This window comes from Streptomyces sp. NPDC050528 (assembly GCF_044457795.1).
Classification (GTDB): domain Bacteria; phylum Actinomycetota; class Actinomycetes; order Streptomycetales; family Streptomycetaceae; genus Streptomyces.
This window is the reverse complement of the sequence record NZ_JBITHH010000011.1, coordinates 167810-184074: the sequence shown is the minus strand read 5'-3', so window position 1 is coordinate 184074 and position 16265 is coordinate 167810. Positions and strand designations below refer to the sequence as shown.

General features: G+C 71.4%; 12 protein-coding genes and 1 tRNA gene. 7 read left to right on the top strand and 6 right to left on the bottom strand.

Annotated elements, in window-relative coordinates:
* Window position 1 precedes the first annotated feature (1 nt).
* Together ACIBK4_RS34255 and ACIBK4_RS34250 are read right to left on the bottom strand one after the other, a co-directional pair.
* Window positions 2-790 carry a ferritin-like domain-containing protein gene (locus ACIBK4_RS34255; RefSeq protein WP_399001100.1) on the bottom strand — a complete coding sequence of 263 codons (789 nt, stop codon included), beginning with the start codon at window positions 788-790 and terminating at the stop codon, window positions 2-4.
* 236 nt (window positions 791-1026) lie between these two features.
* The gene (locus ACIBK4_RS34250) at window positions 1027-2082 is read right to left on the bottom strand and encodes an LLM class F420-dependent oxidoreductase (protein WP_399001098.1); all 1056 of its coding nucleotides are present in this window, start codon (window positions 2080-2082) and stop codon (window positions 1027-1029) included.
* A 186-nt stretch (window positions 2083-2268) separates the two neighbouring features.
* Between ACIBK4_RS34250 and ACIBK4_RS34245 the strand changes: the two genes are divergently transcribed.
* Together ACIBK4_RS34245 and ACIBK4_RS34240 are read left to right on the top strand one after the other, a co-directional pair.
* The gene (locus tag ACIBK4_RS34245; RefSeq protein ID WP_329246519.1) at window positions 2269-3252 is read left to right on the top strand and encodes an aldo/keto reductase; all 984 of its coding nucleotides are present in this window, start codon (window positions 2269-2271) and stop codon (window positions 3250-3252) included.
* The gene (locus ACIBK4_RS34240; RefSeq protein WP_399001095.1) at window positions 3249-5483 is read left to right on the top strand and encodes a helix-hairpin-helix domain-containing protein; all 2235 of its coding nucleotides are present in this window, start codon (window positions 3249-3251) and stop codon (window positions 5481-5483) included. Before ACIBK4_RS34245 ends, ACIBK4_RS34240 begins: the two co-directional genes overlap by 4 nt.
* 89 nt (window positions 5484-5572) lie before the next feature.
* On the opposite strand, the gene ACIBK4_RS34235 is transcribed toward ACIBK4_RS34240, so the two are convergent.
* Complete coding sequence (locus ACIBK4_RS34235) at window positions 5573-6295, bottom strand: hypothetical protein (RefSeq protein ID WP_399001093.1); 723 nt, start codon at window positions 6293-6295, stop codon at window positions 5573-5575.
* A gap of 47 nt (window positions 6296-6342) precedes the next feature.
* Between ACIBK4_RS34235 and ACIBK4_RS34230 the strand changes: the two genes are divergently transcribed.
* The gene (locus ACIBK4_RS34230) at window positions 6343-6531 is read left to right on the top strand and encodes a DUF5703 family protein (RefSeq protein ID WP_005485166.1); all 189 of its coding nucleotides are present in this window, start codon (window positions 6343-6345) and stop codon (window positions 6529-6531) included.
* A gap of 75 nt (window positions 6532-6606) precedes the next feature.
* Here the strand turns inward: ACIBK4_RS34230 and ACIBK4_RS34225 are convergent, their stop codons facing one another.
* The 3 genes from ACIBK4_RS34225 to ACIBK4_RS34215 all read right to left on the bottom strand — a co-directional run bounded on the left by ACIBK4_RS34225 (window position 6607) and on the right by ACIBK4_RS34215 (window position 9606).
* The gene (locus tag ACIBK4_RS34225; RefSeq protein WP_399001091.1) at window positions 6607-7698 is read right to left on the bottom strand and encodes a chaplin; all 1092 of its coding nucleotides are present in this window, start codon (window positions 7696-7698) and stop codon (window positions 6607-6609) included.
* A 165-nt stretch (window positions 7699-7863) separates the two neighbouring features.
* Entirely contained in the window at window positions 7864-8097 is a 234-nt protein-coding gene (gene chpH, locus ACIBK4_RS34220) for a chaplin ChpH (protein ID WP_019059153.1), read from the bottom strand.
* 183 nt (window positions 8098-8280) lie between these two features.
* Window positions 8281-9606: a M20/M25/M40 family metallo-hydrolase gene (locus ACIBK4_RS34215; protein WP_399001088.1), complete on the bottom strand. Its 1326-nt coding sequence runs from the start codon at window positions 9604-9606 to the stop codon at window positions 8281-8283.
* Between the two features lie 198 nt (window positions 9607-9804).
* Here ACIBK4_RS34215 and ACIBK4_RS34210 point away from each other — a divergent pair.
* From ACIBK4_RS34210 to ACIBK4_RS34195, 4 genes are all read left to right on the top strand, one after another.
* Window positions 9805-9889 (top strand) — tRNA-Leu (locus tag ACIBK4_RS34210).
* 277 nt (window positions 9890-10166) lie between these two features.
* On the top strand, window positions 10167-14030 hold the full coding sequence (locus ACIBK4_RS34205; protein WP_399001086.1) for a Pls/PosA family non-ribosomal peptide synthetase: 3864 nt from the start codon (window positions 10167-10169) through the stop codon (window positions 14028-14030).
* A gap of 80 nt (window positions 14031-14110) precedes the next feature.
* Window positions 14111-15454 carry a M1 family metallopeptidase gene (locus ACIBK4_RS34200; protein WP_399001084.1) on the top strand — a complete coding sequence of 448 codons (1344 nt, stop codon included), beginning with the start codon at window positions 14111-14113 and terminating at the stop codon, window positions 15452-15454.
* Window positions 15455-15518: 64 nt separating this feature from the next.
* Complete coding sequence (locus tag ACIBK4_RS34195) at window positions 15519-16250, top strand: hypothetical protein (protein WP_399001082.1); 732 nt, start codon at window positions 15519-15521, stop codon at window positions 16248-16250.
* The last annotated feature ends 15 nt before the right edge of the window (window positions 16251-16265 follow it).

Genomic DNA, 16265 nt, shown 5'->3' with positions numbered 1-16265 from the left:
CCTACGCGAACTCGGGGGCGGCGGTGGCCGGTCCGCCGAGGGCGTCGCGGCGTTCCGGCATCCTCAGGGACACCATCCGCCGCCAGCCGCCGAGCCGTTCGTACGCGTACACGGCGTGGATGCCGGCGGCGAGCGCGGCCGACTTGGCGCGCGGCCAGCCGAGGACGCGTCCCATGTGGGCCATCACCGCGAGGCTGACGTCCCGGTAGACGCGGATCTCGGCCAACGCGCACTCCCGGAGCGTGCGTTGGATGGCGCGGCCGTGTCCGGCGGCCGCGAAGCGCAGCAACTCCTCGTGGCAGTAGGCGAGATGGTTGTCCTCGTCGTTCGAGATCATCCGTACCGCGCGGCCGAGGTCGGGGTGGTCGGCGAAGTGTTTGCGCAGCAGGTCCATCTGCTCGGAGGCACGCTGTTCGGTGACGCGGCTGTGCGCGAGGTAGGTGACGACGTCCTGGACGGTGAGCGCGCTCTCGCCCTTGAGCTTCTCGTGCGCGAGGCCGATGCCCTGCCGCTCCAGGAGCATCGTGTAGTCGGTGTCGGCGGGCACGGGTACGGGCTGGAGGCCGCGCTTCTTCAGAAGGGCGTTGAAAATGCGCCCGTGCTTGTCCTCGTCGGCGCCGTGCCGACTGATCTTGGGGGCGAGGTCGCGTTCGGTCGGCGGGACGAGGAGGGCGATGCGCCCGTTCTCCCAGCCGCCCTGGGACTCGCCGCTGGCCGCGATGGAGCAGAACAGCCGGAACGACTCGTCGTTGTCGAGGATCTCCTGGAACAGACTCTTGGCCGACAGCACCTCAACGCACCTCCATGCAGGATTCCGCCGTACTCCGCAAAGAACGAGTCAAATGCGACGTCAGAGGTGCTGCAACAGCAGTGTCGGACAACTCCGCCAAAAGGAGGACTACGGATGTCCCTACGGGGGCGTAACCGCACGGCCCGCCGCGCGTTGTTCCCCGTGACGGCCGTGGCGGGGAAGACCCCCCGAGCCCCCACCACGGCCGTAGAAAACTTCCGTACGGCAGAGCCGTGTTACGCGAGCCCCGCGCGCTCCAGCGCCTCGGTTCCGGCGCGGAGGGCGGCGATCCGCTCCTCCAGGGTCCAGCCCGCCGGGGAGAGCGTCAGGGTGGTGACGCCGGCCGCCGCGTACTCCTTCATCCGGTCCGCGATGCGGTCCACGGAACCCAGCAGCGTCGTCTTGTCGATCAGGTCGTGCGGGATGGCCGCTGCGGCGCCGTCCTTGTCGCCGGCCAGGTACTTGTCCTGGATCTCGGCGGCGGCCGCCTCGAAGCCCATGCGCTGGGCCAGCTTGTTGTAGAAGTTCTGCTGCCGGCTGCCCATGCCGCCGACGTACAGGGCGGTGTACGGGCGGAAGGTGTCCGCGAGCTTCTCGACATCCTTGTCCTCGCCGAAGGCGAGCGGGACCGTCGGGACGATGTCGAAGCCTTCGAGGGTCTTGCCCGCCTTCTCGCGCCCGGCCCGCAGGTGCCTGATGGCGGTGTCCTCCAGGTGCTCGGCGGAGGGGAAGATGAGCAGCGCGCCGTCGGCGATCTCGCCGGTCTGCTCCAGGTTCTTCGGGCCGATCGCCGCGATGTAGAGCGGGATGTGCTCGCGCTCCGGGTGCACGGTCAGCTTGAGGGGCTTGCCCGGGCCGCCGGGCATCGGCAGCGTCCAGTGCTCGCCGTCGTAGGACAGGCGCTCGCGGGTCATCGCCTTGCGGACGATCTCGACGTACTCACGCGTGCGTGCCAGCGGCTTGTCGAACTTGACGCCGTACCAGCCCTCGGAGACCTGCGGGCCCGAGACGCCGATGCCGAGGCGGAAGCGGCCGCCGGAGAGCGAGTCGAGGGTCGCGGCGGTCATCGCGGTCATCGCGGGCTGGCGGGCCGGGATCTGGAAGATGGCCGAGCCGACGTCGATGCGCTCGGTCTGCGCGGCGACCCAGGTGAGCACCGTGGCCGCGTCGGAGCCGTAGGCCTCGGCGGCCCAGCACACCGAGTAGCCGAGGCGGTCGGCCTCCTGCGCCACGGCGAGATTGTCGCCGTCCATTCCGGCACCCCAGTAGCCGAGGTTGATCCCGAGCTGCATGGCAGACCCCTTACCGATCAGTAACGTCGCTGTTGTGCCGACCCTAGCGCGCGGTGGCCGGGGCGGACAGGACGGGTGCCGGTGAGCGGTCACGGAGCGTGCCCTGCGGGGGACTGTGGATCATCGTGGAAATCGGTTATCCACAGGCAACCACACCGCAGGTTCAGGCCAGTAATCTCGGCGTTCATGGAGCAGAGGCATCTCGGCCGTACCGGCCTTCGTGTGTCCCGGATCGGACTCGGCACCCTCACATGGGGGCGCGACACCGACGAGCACGACGCCGCGGACCTGTTGAAGGCGTTCTGGGAGGCCGGCGGCACCCTGGTCGACACGGCGGACGTGTACGGCGACGGGGAGGCCGAGTACCTGCTCGGACAGCTCATAGAAGGGCTCGTGCCGCGCCGGGACCTGGTCATCTCGACGAAGGCGGGGAGCGTACCCGACCCCGACCGCCGCTTCGACGGCTCGCGCGGTCATCTGCTGGCCGCGCTGGACGCCTCGCTGGCCCGCCTCGGCACGGACTACGTCGACGTGTGGCACATCCACGCCTTCGACCCGTTCACGCCGCTGGAGGAGACCCTCCAGGCCCTCGACCTGGCGGTCAGCAGCGGGCGGGCGCGCTATGCGGGCGTCTCGAACTACTGCGGCTGGCAGCTGGCCAAGGCGGCGACCTGGCAGTTGGCGGCGCCGGGCACGCGGACGCGGCTGGCGAGCACGCAGTTGGAGTACTCGCTGCTGCAGCGGGGCGTGGAGCGCGAGGTGCTGCCGGCCGCGCTCGACCTGGGCATCGGGCTGCTGCCCTCCTCGCCGCTCGGGCGCGGGGTCCTCACCGGCAAGTACCGGCACGCGACGCCGGCCGACTCGCGGGGGGCCTCGGAGCACATGGCGCCGTTCGTCGCGCCGTACCTCGACGACGCGGCGACGCGCATCGTGGACGCGGTGACCATCGCCGCGGACGGGCTCGCCGTGACGCCGCTCCAAGTCGCCCTCGCCTGGGTCCGCGACCGGCCCGGGGTGGCCGCCCCGATCGTCGGCGCGCGCAACGCGCAGCAGCTCACGGCCGCATTGTCAGTGGAGGCGCTTAGTCTTCCTGACGAGATCTGCCGAGCGCTCGACGATGTGTCGGCGCCTCTGCACCGCTATCCCGATCACGACTGGAGCACGCTGTGAGCACGGACCCGGAGACCACGGAGACCTCGCCGTCCGAGGACACGGGCACGGAGGGCGCGGAGGGCGCCGAGAGCACGGGGGCGGACGTGGTCGCGGACGCCGGGGAAGGCGCCGAGGGCAGCGAGGGCACGGACGCCGAGGCCACCGGTGAGGCCAAGGCCGAGGCCGCCGCCCCCGAACTGTCCGAGGCCGCGGCCGAGTTGGCGGCACAGAAACTGGAGCGGGAGCGGATCGAGCGGCGGAAGGCGGAGAAGGCCGGGCCCATCGTGGCCGGGACCAAGCTCAGCGGGACGGCCGCCGACCTGCTCGCGGCGGTACGGGCCGTGGAGAGCGGCGAGAAGCCCGTGACCACCCCCTTCGCCAAGCCGGAGCCCACCCCGCGCCGCTCCGCCGCCCCCGAAGCGGTGCGACCGCCCCAGCCCGTCCCGACCGAGCCCGGCGCCCCCGCGACCGAGACCGTCGAGTCCGTACGGCTCGTGCTGGCCGAGGGCGGCGCGCCCGAGACGCTCGCGGCACAGGTCGCGGCGACCCTCGGCGAGGGTGGGGACGATCAACTCCGCGAGGATCCTTGGCAGTTGCTGCGCGTCCCGGGTGTACGGCCCGAGCAGGCCGACGGGTTCGCGCGGGCGCTGCTCGGCGACGGGTGCGCGCCGGACGACGAGCGACGGGGCCGTGCGGTCGTCGGCTGGCTGCTGGAGCAGGCGGCGCTGGCTGGGCATACGGCCCTGGACGCCTCGGCGTTGACGGCCGCACTGGCCAAGCAGGGCGTGCCCGACCCGGACGCGGCGACGCAGAGTGCCATCGCCGAGGGTGAAGTGCTGGTCTTCCAGGACGCGTTGGACGAGCCCGCGGTCCCGGTGCAGCGCACCGACGACGCGTCCGACGAGGACACGGAGGTGGAGGAGCGTCCGGTCCGGGTGCTGATCGGCCTGGAGCGGTACGCGCTCGCCGAGGAGAGCCTCGCCGACGGACTCGCCAAGCTGATCAACTCGGTGCCGAAGGAGGACGGTTCGGCGGCGGACTGGGAGCAGGCGGGTGCCGCCAAGGGCTCCACCGGCGAGCTGATCCGCGCGGTCGCGGGCCATGGCCTGGTCCTCCACACCGGCGGGGAGGCGTCCCTGGAGGAACCGGCGGCGCTGCTCCGCGCGGCGGCGGGGTTCGGGTTGCGTGCCTGGGCCGCCGCCCACAGTCCGGTCGGGCGGGACCGGTTCGCCGCCCTGCTCGCCGGGTCCGCCGAGGCCGAGGGCTCCCCGTCGGCCGAGTCGGTCGACGGCCCCCGCGCCGCCACCGTCGCCGGACTCCTGTCCCGTGTCGAAGGTCCCGGGCGGGACGCGGACGGTGCCCTGGACCTGGATCTGCTCGTCGTGCTCGACGCGCCCCAACTGGACGTGGAGACGGCGGCGTTGCTCACCGAGTCACTGCCGGACGGGGCCCGGCTGGTGCTGGCCGGGGACCCGGCGGTGCTGTGGTCGACGGGTGCCGGGCGGGTCTTCGCCGATCTGCTCGCGTCGAAGGCCTGCCCCCAGGTCGTCTCGCGGCGACCGGATCTCGGTCCCGTGGGCGAACTCGTCTCGGGCATCGGCATCGGCGAGCTGAACCAGGTGGAGGCCCCCGGCAAGGAGGTCGTGATCGTGCCGGTGCGCGACGCCGGTGAGGCCGTGCACCGCACCGTGCAGCTCGTCGCCGACTCGGTGCCGCGCGTGATCGGCGTCCCCGCCGAGCAGACCGTGGTGATCACACCGGGCCACGGCGGCGCGGCCGGCACCCGTGCCCTCAACGTGGCACTGAAGGAACGGCTCAACCCCGGCCCCGGCCGCTTCGGCGGCTTCGACCCCGGCGACCGGATCGCGTACTCCCCCACCCCGGGCCGTACGATCCCGGGCCGGGTGGTGAACGCCGACGCCGAGGGGCTGCACCTGGCGTGCCCCGGCGGGCCCGTCGTCGTACCGAAGGAGCGGGTCGAGCAGTCCGTGCGGCACGGGTGGGCGCTGACCGCGCACCAGGCGGTGGGAGTGCGGTGGCCCGCGGTGGTCGTGGTGCTGCCCGGGGACGCGGCGCAGGCGCTCAGCCGGCCCTGGGTGTACACGGCGTTCAGCCGGGCTGACCGGCATCTGTCCGTCGTCCACGGCGTGGACCAGGCGCTGCCCCGGGCCGTCGCCGAGGTCCCGGCCAAGCCGCGGACGACGCGGTTGCCGGTGCTGCTGCGACCGCAGGTCCCCGCGGAGGTCTGAGCCCGGGCGGCACGCACGACAGACGGCGGCGGTCACCGAAGGAGTCCTTCGGTGACCGCCGCCGTCGTCGTCTCAACAGCCGGGCGCGGTCAGCGGTCCGCTTCCAGCGCCTCCAGGTCCTCGTCCTCGTCCAGATCCGCGTCCAGGTCGGGATCGAGCTCGTCCTCGACCTCGTCCACCTCGTCGATGTCGTCGATCTCGTCGTTGATCTCGTCGTCGAAGACCGCGCTGACGTCGAAGCGGCACACCACCCGCTGCGGATCGACGCCCTCGAAGGGGGCCTCCAGCCAGGCGCCGGGGTCGGCCGTCTCGTCGGCGGCGGTCACCCAGAGCGTGGAGTCGCCCTCTTCGAGACCGAACTCCTTGGGCCGGGAGGCGATCTCGTCCGCCTCGAACTCGTCGAAGAGGATGCCCAGCGCACCGTGGATCGTGGCGGAGGCCTCCGTGCCCGTGCCGTCGCCGACCGCGGCCTCGACCCGCTGCGCCTGGGCCAGCAGCCGCTGCGGCTCCGCCACGGCGTAGTCACGGCGGATCAGCACGCTCACCGCGTTCGGCTCCTCGGGGCCGGTGTACGGCGGCAGGGAGTCTTCCGTACCGGGGATCTCGAAAGGCGTGACCTCGTCATAACGGTCGTAGAGCAGCTCGTCGTAGACCTCGGCGGCCGCGGCGAGCTGGTTGAACGCCTCGTAGACGGCCGGGTCGTCCTCCCCCGACCGGCCTTCGACCGCGGCCAGGTGGCGGTCGAGCGCGGTCTTGACCGCCTCGGCGGCGGCGCGTACCTCGGCAGCGGTGGGCTGCGCAGCATCAGACATAGTGCAGACGCTATCCGTACCGGGGCTCTGCCCGCACAATAGATGCGATGCCGGAATACGAATTTGTCGACGTGTACGTACCGCGCGGGGTCTCCCGCAAGGACGCCACACGTCTGCTGACGGACCATGCCGAGTACGGACACTGGGAATTGGACCGACTGAGCCTGCTGCGCGACGGCAGTCGCAGGGTGCGGCTGCGCCGGCGGATCATCCGCCAGGTGCGCGCCACGTGGTGAGCTGAGCCGGGCGAAACGGAGCGGGCCCCGACAGTGCGGGGCCCCTCCGTTGCGCAGATCACATGTGTTCGGGAGCTACATCGAGGCCCGCGCCTTGCGGTACAGCACCGCGCCCGCGAGCAGCGCACCCGCGCCGACCGGCAGGGCGAGGCCCAGCGGGAGCTCGCTGCCGGTGTGCGCGAGCTGCGCGCCGCCCGGGGACCGGACGCCGGACTGCGCACCGGGCTGGTTCACGTGCACGGAACCGATGGGCGTCTGACCGCCCTTGATCGGCGAGGTGCCCGGTGAGGTGGGGTGGGTGGGCGTGCCGGGAGTGCCCGGGTGGGTGGGCGTACCCGGGTGACCCGGAGTTCCCGGTGGGGTCGTGCCGTGACCGCCGCCCGGGGGCGTGCCGTGGTGATGACCACCGCCCTGGTGGTGACCGCCCCCGTGGTGATGGCCTCCGCCGGGAGGCGTGCCGTGGTGCCCGCCACCGTGATGGCCACCGTCGCCCGGAGCCGTCCCGTGATCATGACCACCCCCGTTGTGACCACCCCCGTGGTGACCGCCACCCCCGGGAGGCGTCCCGTGGTCATGGCCGCCGCCGTGGTGCCCGCCCCCGCTCCAACTCCCGTCGTTCGCACAGTCGTTGCCGGTGACGGCATTGCCGATGCCGATGACGTCGACGCTGTTGCCGCACACGTTCACCGGGACGTCGATCGGTACCTGGACGTGGTTGCCGGAGCCGACACCGGGTGAGTTCGAGGCGTGTCCGCCGGCGTGCGAGCCCCCTGAGCCGCCGTGCGCGCCGTGTCCGCCGGAGCCGCCGTGTCCGCCCGACGAGCCGTAGCCGCCGTAGCCCCCGGAGTCGCCGTACCCGTCGGAGTTTCCGTACCCGCCCGACGAACCGTGGCCGCCACTCCCGTGACCGCTTCCGCTGCCCCCGCCCGGATTGCCGCACTTGTTGCCGACCGCCGGGTTGAGGATCCCCACCACGTTCACGGTGTTGCCGCAGACGTTGACCGGCACGTGCACCGGTGCCTGCACGGTGTTGCCGGACAGTACGCCGGCCGACTCCGAACTGGAGCCCGCGGCGCCCGAGTCGGCGTGGGCGACACCGCCCGCGGCGGCGATCACCCCGGTCGCGGCCGCCACGGTCATCAAGCTTTTTCGAGTGACCTGTCGCATTGCTGAATTCCCCCCTGCCTTCAATCCTGACCTGAATTGGTCGCGTCTCTCCCAGCGATAGGGAGCGCGAAAGGCCGCGACAAAGACGCGAAAATCCCGTCGGCCCCGGAGCGCATGGCGCGCGCTCCGGGGCCGAGGACGTGGTCACCCCCTAGAGGGGCGACGTCACTTGTTGACGCAGGTGTTGCCGAAGGCGGGGTTCAGCAGACCGATCACCGAGATCGTGTTGCCGCACACGTTCACCGGGACGTGGACGGGAACCTGGATGACGTTGCCGGAAACGACACCCGGGGAGTGCACAGCGGCACCCTGAGCGCCCGAGTCGGCGACGGCCAGACCCGCACCCGCGAGAACCAGGCCACCGGTGGCAGCCGCAGCGGCGACGACCTTCTTGATCATTATTCCTCCTTGTTGGCAAAAGCGATCTCGTGTTGCCGATCGCATCACCTGTAACGAGGAGGGAGTAATGGAGCTACGAGCTTATGAGCACATTCACTCTTCCCGGTCACCCCCGTACGCGCGGTCGAATTCCGGCGTCAACCGACGCCGACCGGTGTTTGAGGACACGTCTCGTGACACGCCTCAGGACGCGTCGATGAACCGGTCCAGCACCCGCACCCCGAACTTCAGCCCCTCCACCGGCACCCGCTCGTCGACCCCGTGGAACATGCCCGCGAAGTCCAGCTCCGGCGGCAGCTTGAGCGGCGCGAAGCCGAAGCCGCGGATGCCCAGGTCGTCGAAGGACTTGGCGTCCGTACCGCCGGAGAGCATGTACGGGACGGCCTTCGCGGTCGGGTCCTCGGCGAGCAGCGAGGACTGCATGGCGTCGACCAGTGGCCCGTCGAAGGAGGTCTCCAGCGCCTTGTCCGAGTGCACGTCCTCACGCTTGACCTTCGGGCCGAGGATCCGGTCGAGGTCAGCGAGGAACTCCTCCTCGTGGCCCGGCAGGAAACGCCCGTCGACGTTGGCGGTGGCCTCGCCGGGAATGACGTTGACCTTGTAACCGGCGTTCAGCTGCGTCGGGTTGGCGGTGTTGCTCAGGGTCGCCCCGATGAGCTTGGCGATACCACCGAGCCGCTTGAGGGTCGCCTCCATGTCCTCGGGGTCGAGCGGGGTGCCGAGCGCGTCGCCGAGTTCGTCGAGGAAGGCCCGGGTCGTCTTGGTGACCCGCACCGGGAACTTGTGCCGGCCCACCCGCGCGACGGCTTCCGACAGCTCGGTGATCGCGTTGTCCCGATGGATCATCGACCCGTGCCCGGCGGTACCGGCCACGGTCAGCTTCATCCAGTGCATGCCCTTCTCGGCCGTCTGGATCAGATAGAGCCGCCGCTCCTCGCTCACCGTGAACGAGAACCCGCCGACCTCGCTGATGCCCTCGGTGACGCCGTCGAACAGCTCGCGGTGGTTGTCGACGAGGTGCCGCGCACCGTACGTACCGCCCGCCTCCTCGTCCGCGAGGAAGGCGACCACGATGTCGCGCGGGGGCCTGCGCCCACTGCGCAGCCGGTCGCGGACGACCGCGAGGGTCATCGCGTCCATGTCCTTCATGTCGACCGCGCCGCGCCCCCACACGCACCCGTCCGCGACCTCGCCGGAGAAGGGGTGGTGGGTCCAGTCCACCGCGTTCGCCGGTACGACGTCCAGGTGGCCGTGGATGAGGAGCGCGGGCCGGGAGGGGTCCGTGCCCTCGATCCGGGCCACCGTGGACGCGCGTCCCGGGTGCGACTCGAAGATCTTCGGTTCGAGGCCCACCTCGGCGAGCTGCTCGGCGACGTACTCGGCCGCCTTGCGCTCACCCGGGCCCGAGTGGTCGCCGTAGTTGCTGGTGTCGATCCGGATCAGCTCGCGGCAGAGGTCCACGACCTCGTCCTCACCGGTGACGCCCTTGGCCGTGTCCGTGTCGCTCACGCTGCTTCCTCCCACTGTCACTGCTGGTGGTCTCCCCCATCCTCTCTCCCCACCGCACCGCACCCCAAGGGCGGTCCCGGCCCGTCACACGCCGTTCACGCGGGACGCGGGCGGGAACAGGGGGTGATCGGCCACCCCTGGAAGCCTGGTAATGTTTCCTTCGTCGCCGCGGGGGAAACCACGCGCGACAGACACCTTGTCCGGGTGGCGGAATGGCAGACGCGCTAGCTTGAGGTGCTAGTGCCCTTTATCGGGCGTGGGGGTTCAAGTCCCCCCTCGGACACATCGCAGGCGAGGGCCGCGACCACCAAGGTCGCGGCCCTCGTCGCATTTGTGGGGGATGTCTCCTTCGCTTCGAAGATCACCAGGTCAGAGCGTTGCCGGACGCTCACGGAGCGCCCCCGTTCGGCTCCCCCGAGTGGCCGTCGGCAGGCCCGGAGCCTAGCGTCGTACTAAAATTTCCGGCTTGTTACGGAACGGAGCTGGAGCCGGACAACCCCAGGCATACCTGCGGGCCCGCCAGCACCCCGGAGTTGTCCGGGTTCGAGACGCGAGGACCGATGGCAGCCATACACGAGAGCAGTGCTCTCGGGCTTGACGAAGAGATCCGCACACAGTTCGGCGATACGGCACGCTTCTCCGCGGCGCCGGCCGCCTCGGCCCGCACGCTCGTCGACGTCTTCGACGCGTCCGTGCGGTCGTATCCCGACGAGCTCGCCCTGGACGACGGCACCGTCCGCCTCACCTACCGTGCGCTGGCCGTCGAGGTGGAGACCCTGCGCCGCACCCTGGCCGCGGCCGGTGTCGGCCTCGGCGACCGGGTCGGCGTGCGCGTGCCCTCCGGGACCAACGACCTCTACATCGCGATCCTCGCCGTCCTCGCCGCCGGTGCCGCCTACGTCCCCGTCGACGCCGAGGACCCGGACGAGCGGGCCGAGCTGGTGTTCGGCGAAGCCGACGTCCGCGCGGTCATCGGTGCCGAGCACGCGCTGACCGTCCTCGGACACAGCGAGGTGCCGGCCGCCCGGCCCGGTGTCGAGCAGGACGCCTGGATCATCTTCACCTCCGGCTCCACCGGCAAGCCCAAGGGCGTCGCCGTCACCCACCGCAGCGCGGCGGCCTTCGTGGACGCCGAGGCGGCCCTGTTCCTCACCGAGGACCCCATCGGTCCGGGTGACAGGGTCATGGCGGGGCTGTCCGTCGCCTTCGACGCGTCCTGCGAGGAGATGTGGCTGGCCTGGCGCTACGGCGCCTGTCTGGTGCCCGTCCCCCGCTCCCAGGTCCGCAGCGGCGCCGACCTCGGCCCCTGGCTGGTCGACCAGGACATCAGCGTCGTCTCGACCGTGCCGACCCTGGCCTCCCTGTGGGAGCCGGAGGCGCTGAACGACGTACGCCTGCTGATCTTCGGCGGCGAGGCGTGCCCGCCCGAGCTGGTGCAGCGCCTGGTCACCGAAGGCCGCGAGGTCTGGAACACGTACGGGCCGACCGAGGCGACCGTCGTGGCCTGCGCTTCCCTGATGACCGGCGACGAGCCGATCCGTATCGGACTCCCCCTGAACGGATGGGAGTTGGCCGTCGTCGACGAGGCCGGGGTGCCCGTACCGATGGGCGGCAGCGGCCAGTTGGTGATCGGCGGGGTCGGTCTCGCCCGCTACCTCGACCCCGAGAAGGACGCCGAGAAGTACGCGCCTCTTGAGTCCCTCGGCTGGGAACGGGCGTACCGCAGCGGCGACTTGGTCAAGGCCGAGCCCGAGGGGCTGATCTTCCTCGGCCGCGCAGACGAGCAGATCAAACTCGGCGGACGCCGGATCGAGTTGGGCGAGGTCGACGCGGCTCTCCAGGCACTCCCCGGAGTCGCCGGAGCGGCCGCCGCCGTGCGCACCGCACGCAGCGGCAACCAACTCCTCGTCGGCTATGTCGTCACCCAGGAGGGCTGGGACCAGGCCGCCGCCGTGGAGAAGCTGCGGGCCGAACTCCCCGCCGCCCTCGTGCCGTTGATCGCCCCGGTCGAGGACCTCCCGACCCGCACCTCCGGCAAGGTCGACCGCAACGCGCTGCCCTGGCCGCTCGAAGGTCTGGAGCCCGGCGGCGCCAAGGAGCAGCTCTACGGCACGGAGGCCTGGCTCGCGGAGCAGTGGGCCGAGGTGCTCGGCATCCCCGTGAGCAGCGCGGCCGACGACTTCTTCGCGATCGGCGGAAGCAGCCTGGCCGCCGCCCAGTTGACGACCCGACTGCGCACCCGGTACCCGAGCGCGGCCGTCCTCGACATCTACCAGCAGCCGACGCTGCGGAAGTTGGCCCGCCACCTCGAAGACTCGGCGCAGGGCGACGGCACCGCGCGCGTGATCGCGCCGGTCCCGACCCGCGCCAAGGTGGTCCAACTCCTCGCGCTGGTCCCCCTGTTCACCCTCGTCGGCCTGCGCTGGACCGTGGCACTGGCCGCGCTCGGCAACGTACTGAACGGCTACGCCTGGCTGCCGACCGCCTCCTGGTGGCTGGTCGCCGCGGGCGCCCTCCTGCTCTTCAGCCCGCCCGGCCGGCTCGCGATCGCCGCGGGCGGTGCACGCCTGCTGCTGCGCGGCGTGAAGCCGGGTCGCTACGACCGTGGTGGCAGCGTCCATCTGCGGCTGTGGGCGGCGGAGCGGCTGGCCGAGTTCAGCGGGGCGACCGGGCTGACCGGGTCCTGGCTGGAGCGGTACGCACGTGCCCTCGGCGCCAAGATCGGCCAGGACGTCGACCTGCACTCCCTCCCGCCGGTCACCGGCATGCTCAAGCTGGGCCGCGGTGCCGCCGTCGAGTCCGAGGTGGACCTGTCCGGCTACTGGCTGGACGGCGACCGCCTGGAGATCGGCCCGGTCAAGGTCGGCGCACACGCCGTCGTCGGCACGCGCAGCATGCTGTTCCCCGGCGCCCGGGTGGGCAAGCGGGCCGAGGTGGCGCCGGGTTCAGCCGTCACCGGCACGGTCCCGACCGGCCAGCGCTGGGCGGGCGCGCCCGCGGTCAAGCTCGGCAAGGCCAAGCGCAACTGGCCCAAGGAGCGCCCGCAGCGCGGCACGTACTGGCGGGTGATGTACGGCGTGACGGGCTTCGCGCTCACCATGCTCCCCGTCGTCTCCGGTGCCGTGGCGCTACTAGTGGCGAGCGCGTTCATCCCGCCCGGTGACGGTCTCGGCGCGGCCCTGCGGGGCGCGGCGGTCGCGCTGGTCCCGGCGACGCTGGCCTTCGGCCTGACGTACGCGCTGCTGATCCTGATCGGTGTACGGCTGCTCAGCCTCGGCCTGCGCGAGGGTACGCACCCGACGCACAGCCGGATCGGCTGGCAGGCGTGGACGGTCACGCAGCTGATGGACCTGTCCCGCGAGACCCTGTTCCCGCTGTACGCCGGGCTGGCCACGCCGGTGTGGCTGCGGCTGCTCGGGATGCGGATCGGGCGCGGCGCCGAGGTGTCGACCGTGCTCGCGCTGCCGAGCCTGACCACGGTCGGCGAGGGCGCGTTCCTGGCCGACGACACGCTGACCGCGCCGTACGAACTCGGTGGTGGCTGGGTGCACATCGGGCGGGCCGAGATCGGGCGGCGGGCGTTCCTCGGGAACTCCGGGATGACCGCGCCCGGGCGGAGCGTGCCGGACGGCGGGCTCGTCGGGGTGCTGTCGGCGACGCCGAAGAAGGCGAAGAAGGGCACGTCGTACCTGGGCCTGCCGCCGGTGAAGCTGCCGCGCAGCACGAGCGGCGGCGACCAGAGCCGGACGTACGACCCGCCGGCCAAGCTGCTGTGGGCGCGCGGTCTTGTCGAGCTGTGCCGGATCGTGCCGGTGTTCTGCTCGGCGGGTCTCGCCGTGCTGACGGTCGCCGCGCTGTGCGCGCTGGGGGTGTGGGCGCCGCTGCTGTCGGGGCTCGTGCTGCTGGCGATGGGCGCGCTGGCCGGGCTGATCTCGATCGTGGCCAAGTGGACCCTCGTGGGTCGGCACCGCGGTAACGAGCACCCACTGTGGAGCGGTTACGTGTGGCGCAACGAGCTGGCGGACACCTTCGTCGAGGTCGTGGCGGTGCCGTGGCTGGCCGGTTCCGTGCCGGGCACCCCGGTGCTGACGGCGTGGCTGCGCGGGCTCGGGGCGCACATCGGCAAGGGTGTCTGGGTGGAGAGCTACTGGCTGCCCGAGACCGACCTGGTGACCCTGGAGGACGCTTCCACAGTCAACCGTGGTTGTGTGCTCCAGACCCACCTCTTCCACGACCGGATCTTGCGGACGGATACTGTGGTCCTCCGTGAGGGCGCGACGCTGGGTCCTGGCGGAATCGTCCTGCCCGGCAGCGAGGTCGGGGCCCGTACCACTCTGGGGCCCGCGTCACTCGTGATGGCGGGGGAGTCCGTCCCGGACGACACCCGCTGGCTGGGCAATCCGATCGAGTCATGGCGATCCTGAACACAGGTCACGCGGCGTCGGCTTCGGAGGGCGGTGCACGGGTACGAGATACGAGCACAGCGCAGGGAGCAGACGCAGCAGTGACCGTTCAGCAGGCGGCAGGTCCGGACCCGTACTTCCCGGCAAACGGCGATGCCCGCTACCGGGTGCATCGCTATGAGCTCGCGCTGGACTACCGTCCCGGCCCCAACCGCCTGTCCGGCACAGCGCGCATCAACGCCATAGCGGGCCGTGCGCCGCTGCCCGAATTCCAGCTGAACCTGGGCGACTTCAAGATCGGCCGGATCCGGGTGGACGGCCGCCAGCCGCACTACACGCACCGCGGCGGCCGCCTCCGGGTGCGACCGGCGAAGCCGCTGCGGGCGGGTGCCGCGTTCACCGTCGAGGTGCACTGGTCGGGCAACCCGAAGCCGGTCGCCAGCCCCTGGGGCGGCCTGGGCTGGGAGGAGTTGACCGACGGCGCGCTGGTGGCGAGCCAGCCGATCGGGGCGCCGTCCTGGTACCCGTGCAACGACCGCCCGGCGGACAAGGCGTCGTACCAGATCTCGATCACGACGCCGTCGGCGTACGCGGTGGTGGCGGGCGGGCGTTTGCTGACCCGAACCACCAAGGCTTCTACGACCACTTGGGTGTACGAGCAGTCGGCGCCGACGTCGAGTTATCTGGTCGGCCTGTCGATCGGGAAGTACCAGACGGTGCTGCTGGGCGACCCGGGTCTGGGCGGGGTCCCCCAGCACGGACACATCCCCTCCGACCTACTCCCCGAATTCTCAAGGGACTTCGCGCGACAGCCCGCGATGATGGAGCTGTTCCAGGACATCTTCGGGCCGTACCCCTTCGACGAGTACGCGGTCGTCGTGACCGAGGAAGAGCTCGATGTCCCCGTCGAGGCACAGGGGTTGTCGCTGTTCGGCGCCAACCACGTTGACGGCGCCCGGGGTTCGGAACGGCTCGTCGCGCATGAGCTGGCCCACCAGTGGTTCGGCAACAGTGTCTCCATCGCCGACTGGCGCCACATCTGGCTGAACGAGGGCTTCGCCAAGTACGCGGAGTGGCTGTGGTCCGAGCGCTCGGGCGGCCGTACGGCCCATCAACACGCCGCCGCCGCACACCGGTTGCTCTCCACGCTCCCCCAGGACCTGCGGCTCGCCGACCCCGGCCGCAAGTCCATGTTCGACGACCGCCTCTACGAACGCGGCGGCGTCACCGTCCATGCGGTCCGCTGCGCGCTGGGCGACATCGCGTTCTTCCGCATGCTGCGCGGCTGGGCCAACCAGCACCGCAACGGCACGGTGACGACAGCGACGTTCACGTCCCACGCGTCCCGGTTCACGTCCGAGCCGTTGGACCAGCTTTTCGACGCGTGGGTGTATCGGGGGGCGTTGCCGCCGATGCCTTCGGCGGAGACGGGGATCGCGGTCTGAGGTGTCGGTTCCGTTGCGGGTGGGGAGCTGACGGAGTATCAAGTGACTTCACGGGGGTGAGGTCATGGCAGCCGCATGGAGCCGGGGCTTCGCGGAGACGGGTGAGTGGCTGGAGGTCTACGGGGAGACCGAGCCGCAATCCGTCCCGCTGGAGCAGATGTTCGCGACGGGACCGGACACCGCGCGCCCTTTCACCGGGTATCTCTACGTGTGGTCGCTCGGGTACACGGAGGGCGAGGCGCCGTCCGTGAAGGTCACGCTGCTGTTCCCGGCCATGAGCGGCTGGCGGGTGAAGGATGTCCAGGCCGTCGTGTACCACCTGCCGCCGGTGGCGGACGAGCGGGCGTGGCGGAACACCCTGGCCAGAGACCTGCGGGCGGCCGGCCCCGTCCTGGAGGCCGCCGGCAAGCTCACGGCCGATCTGGCCGGCTTCCCCGAGATCAACGCGATGACCTCCGCCGCGGCCCACCTGAGGGCGCGCAGTGCGCCGCAGATGCGGGACGAGGAGTGGTTCGTCAAGAGAGTGCACCGCAGTCCCGGCGGGATCCTGCACCAGGGAGTCGAGTGGACGCTCCCGGCGAACTTCGTGCGGCAGATCGGGACCCGGGTCACCGGCGCCCTCCTCGTGGAGTTCATCGGTGCGGCACCCGCGTACGAGGACACCGACGCTCCTGACCGCGAGCCGCTGCCACTCCTGGCCTGCGCGACTCTCACCCGCGAGAAGGAGGTGAGGCTGCCCGAGGACGCCTACGTCCGGCTGCCACTCCGCGTCACCCCTGAGCGCCCGCGAACGTAGCCCCGGCACAATATG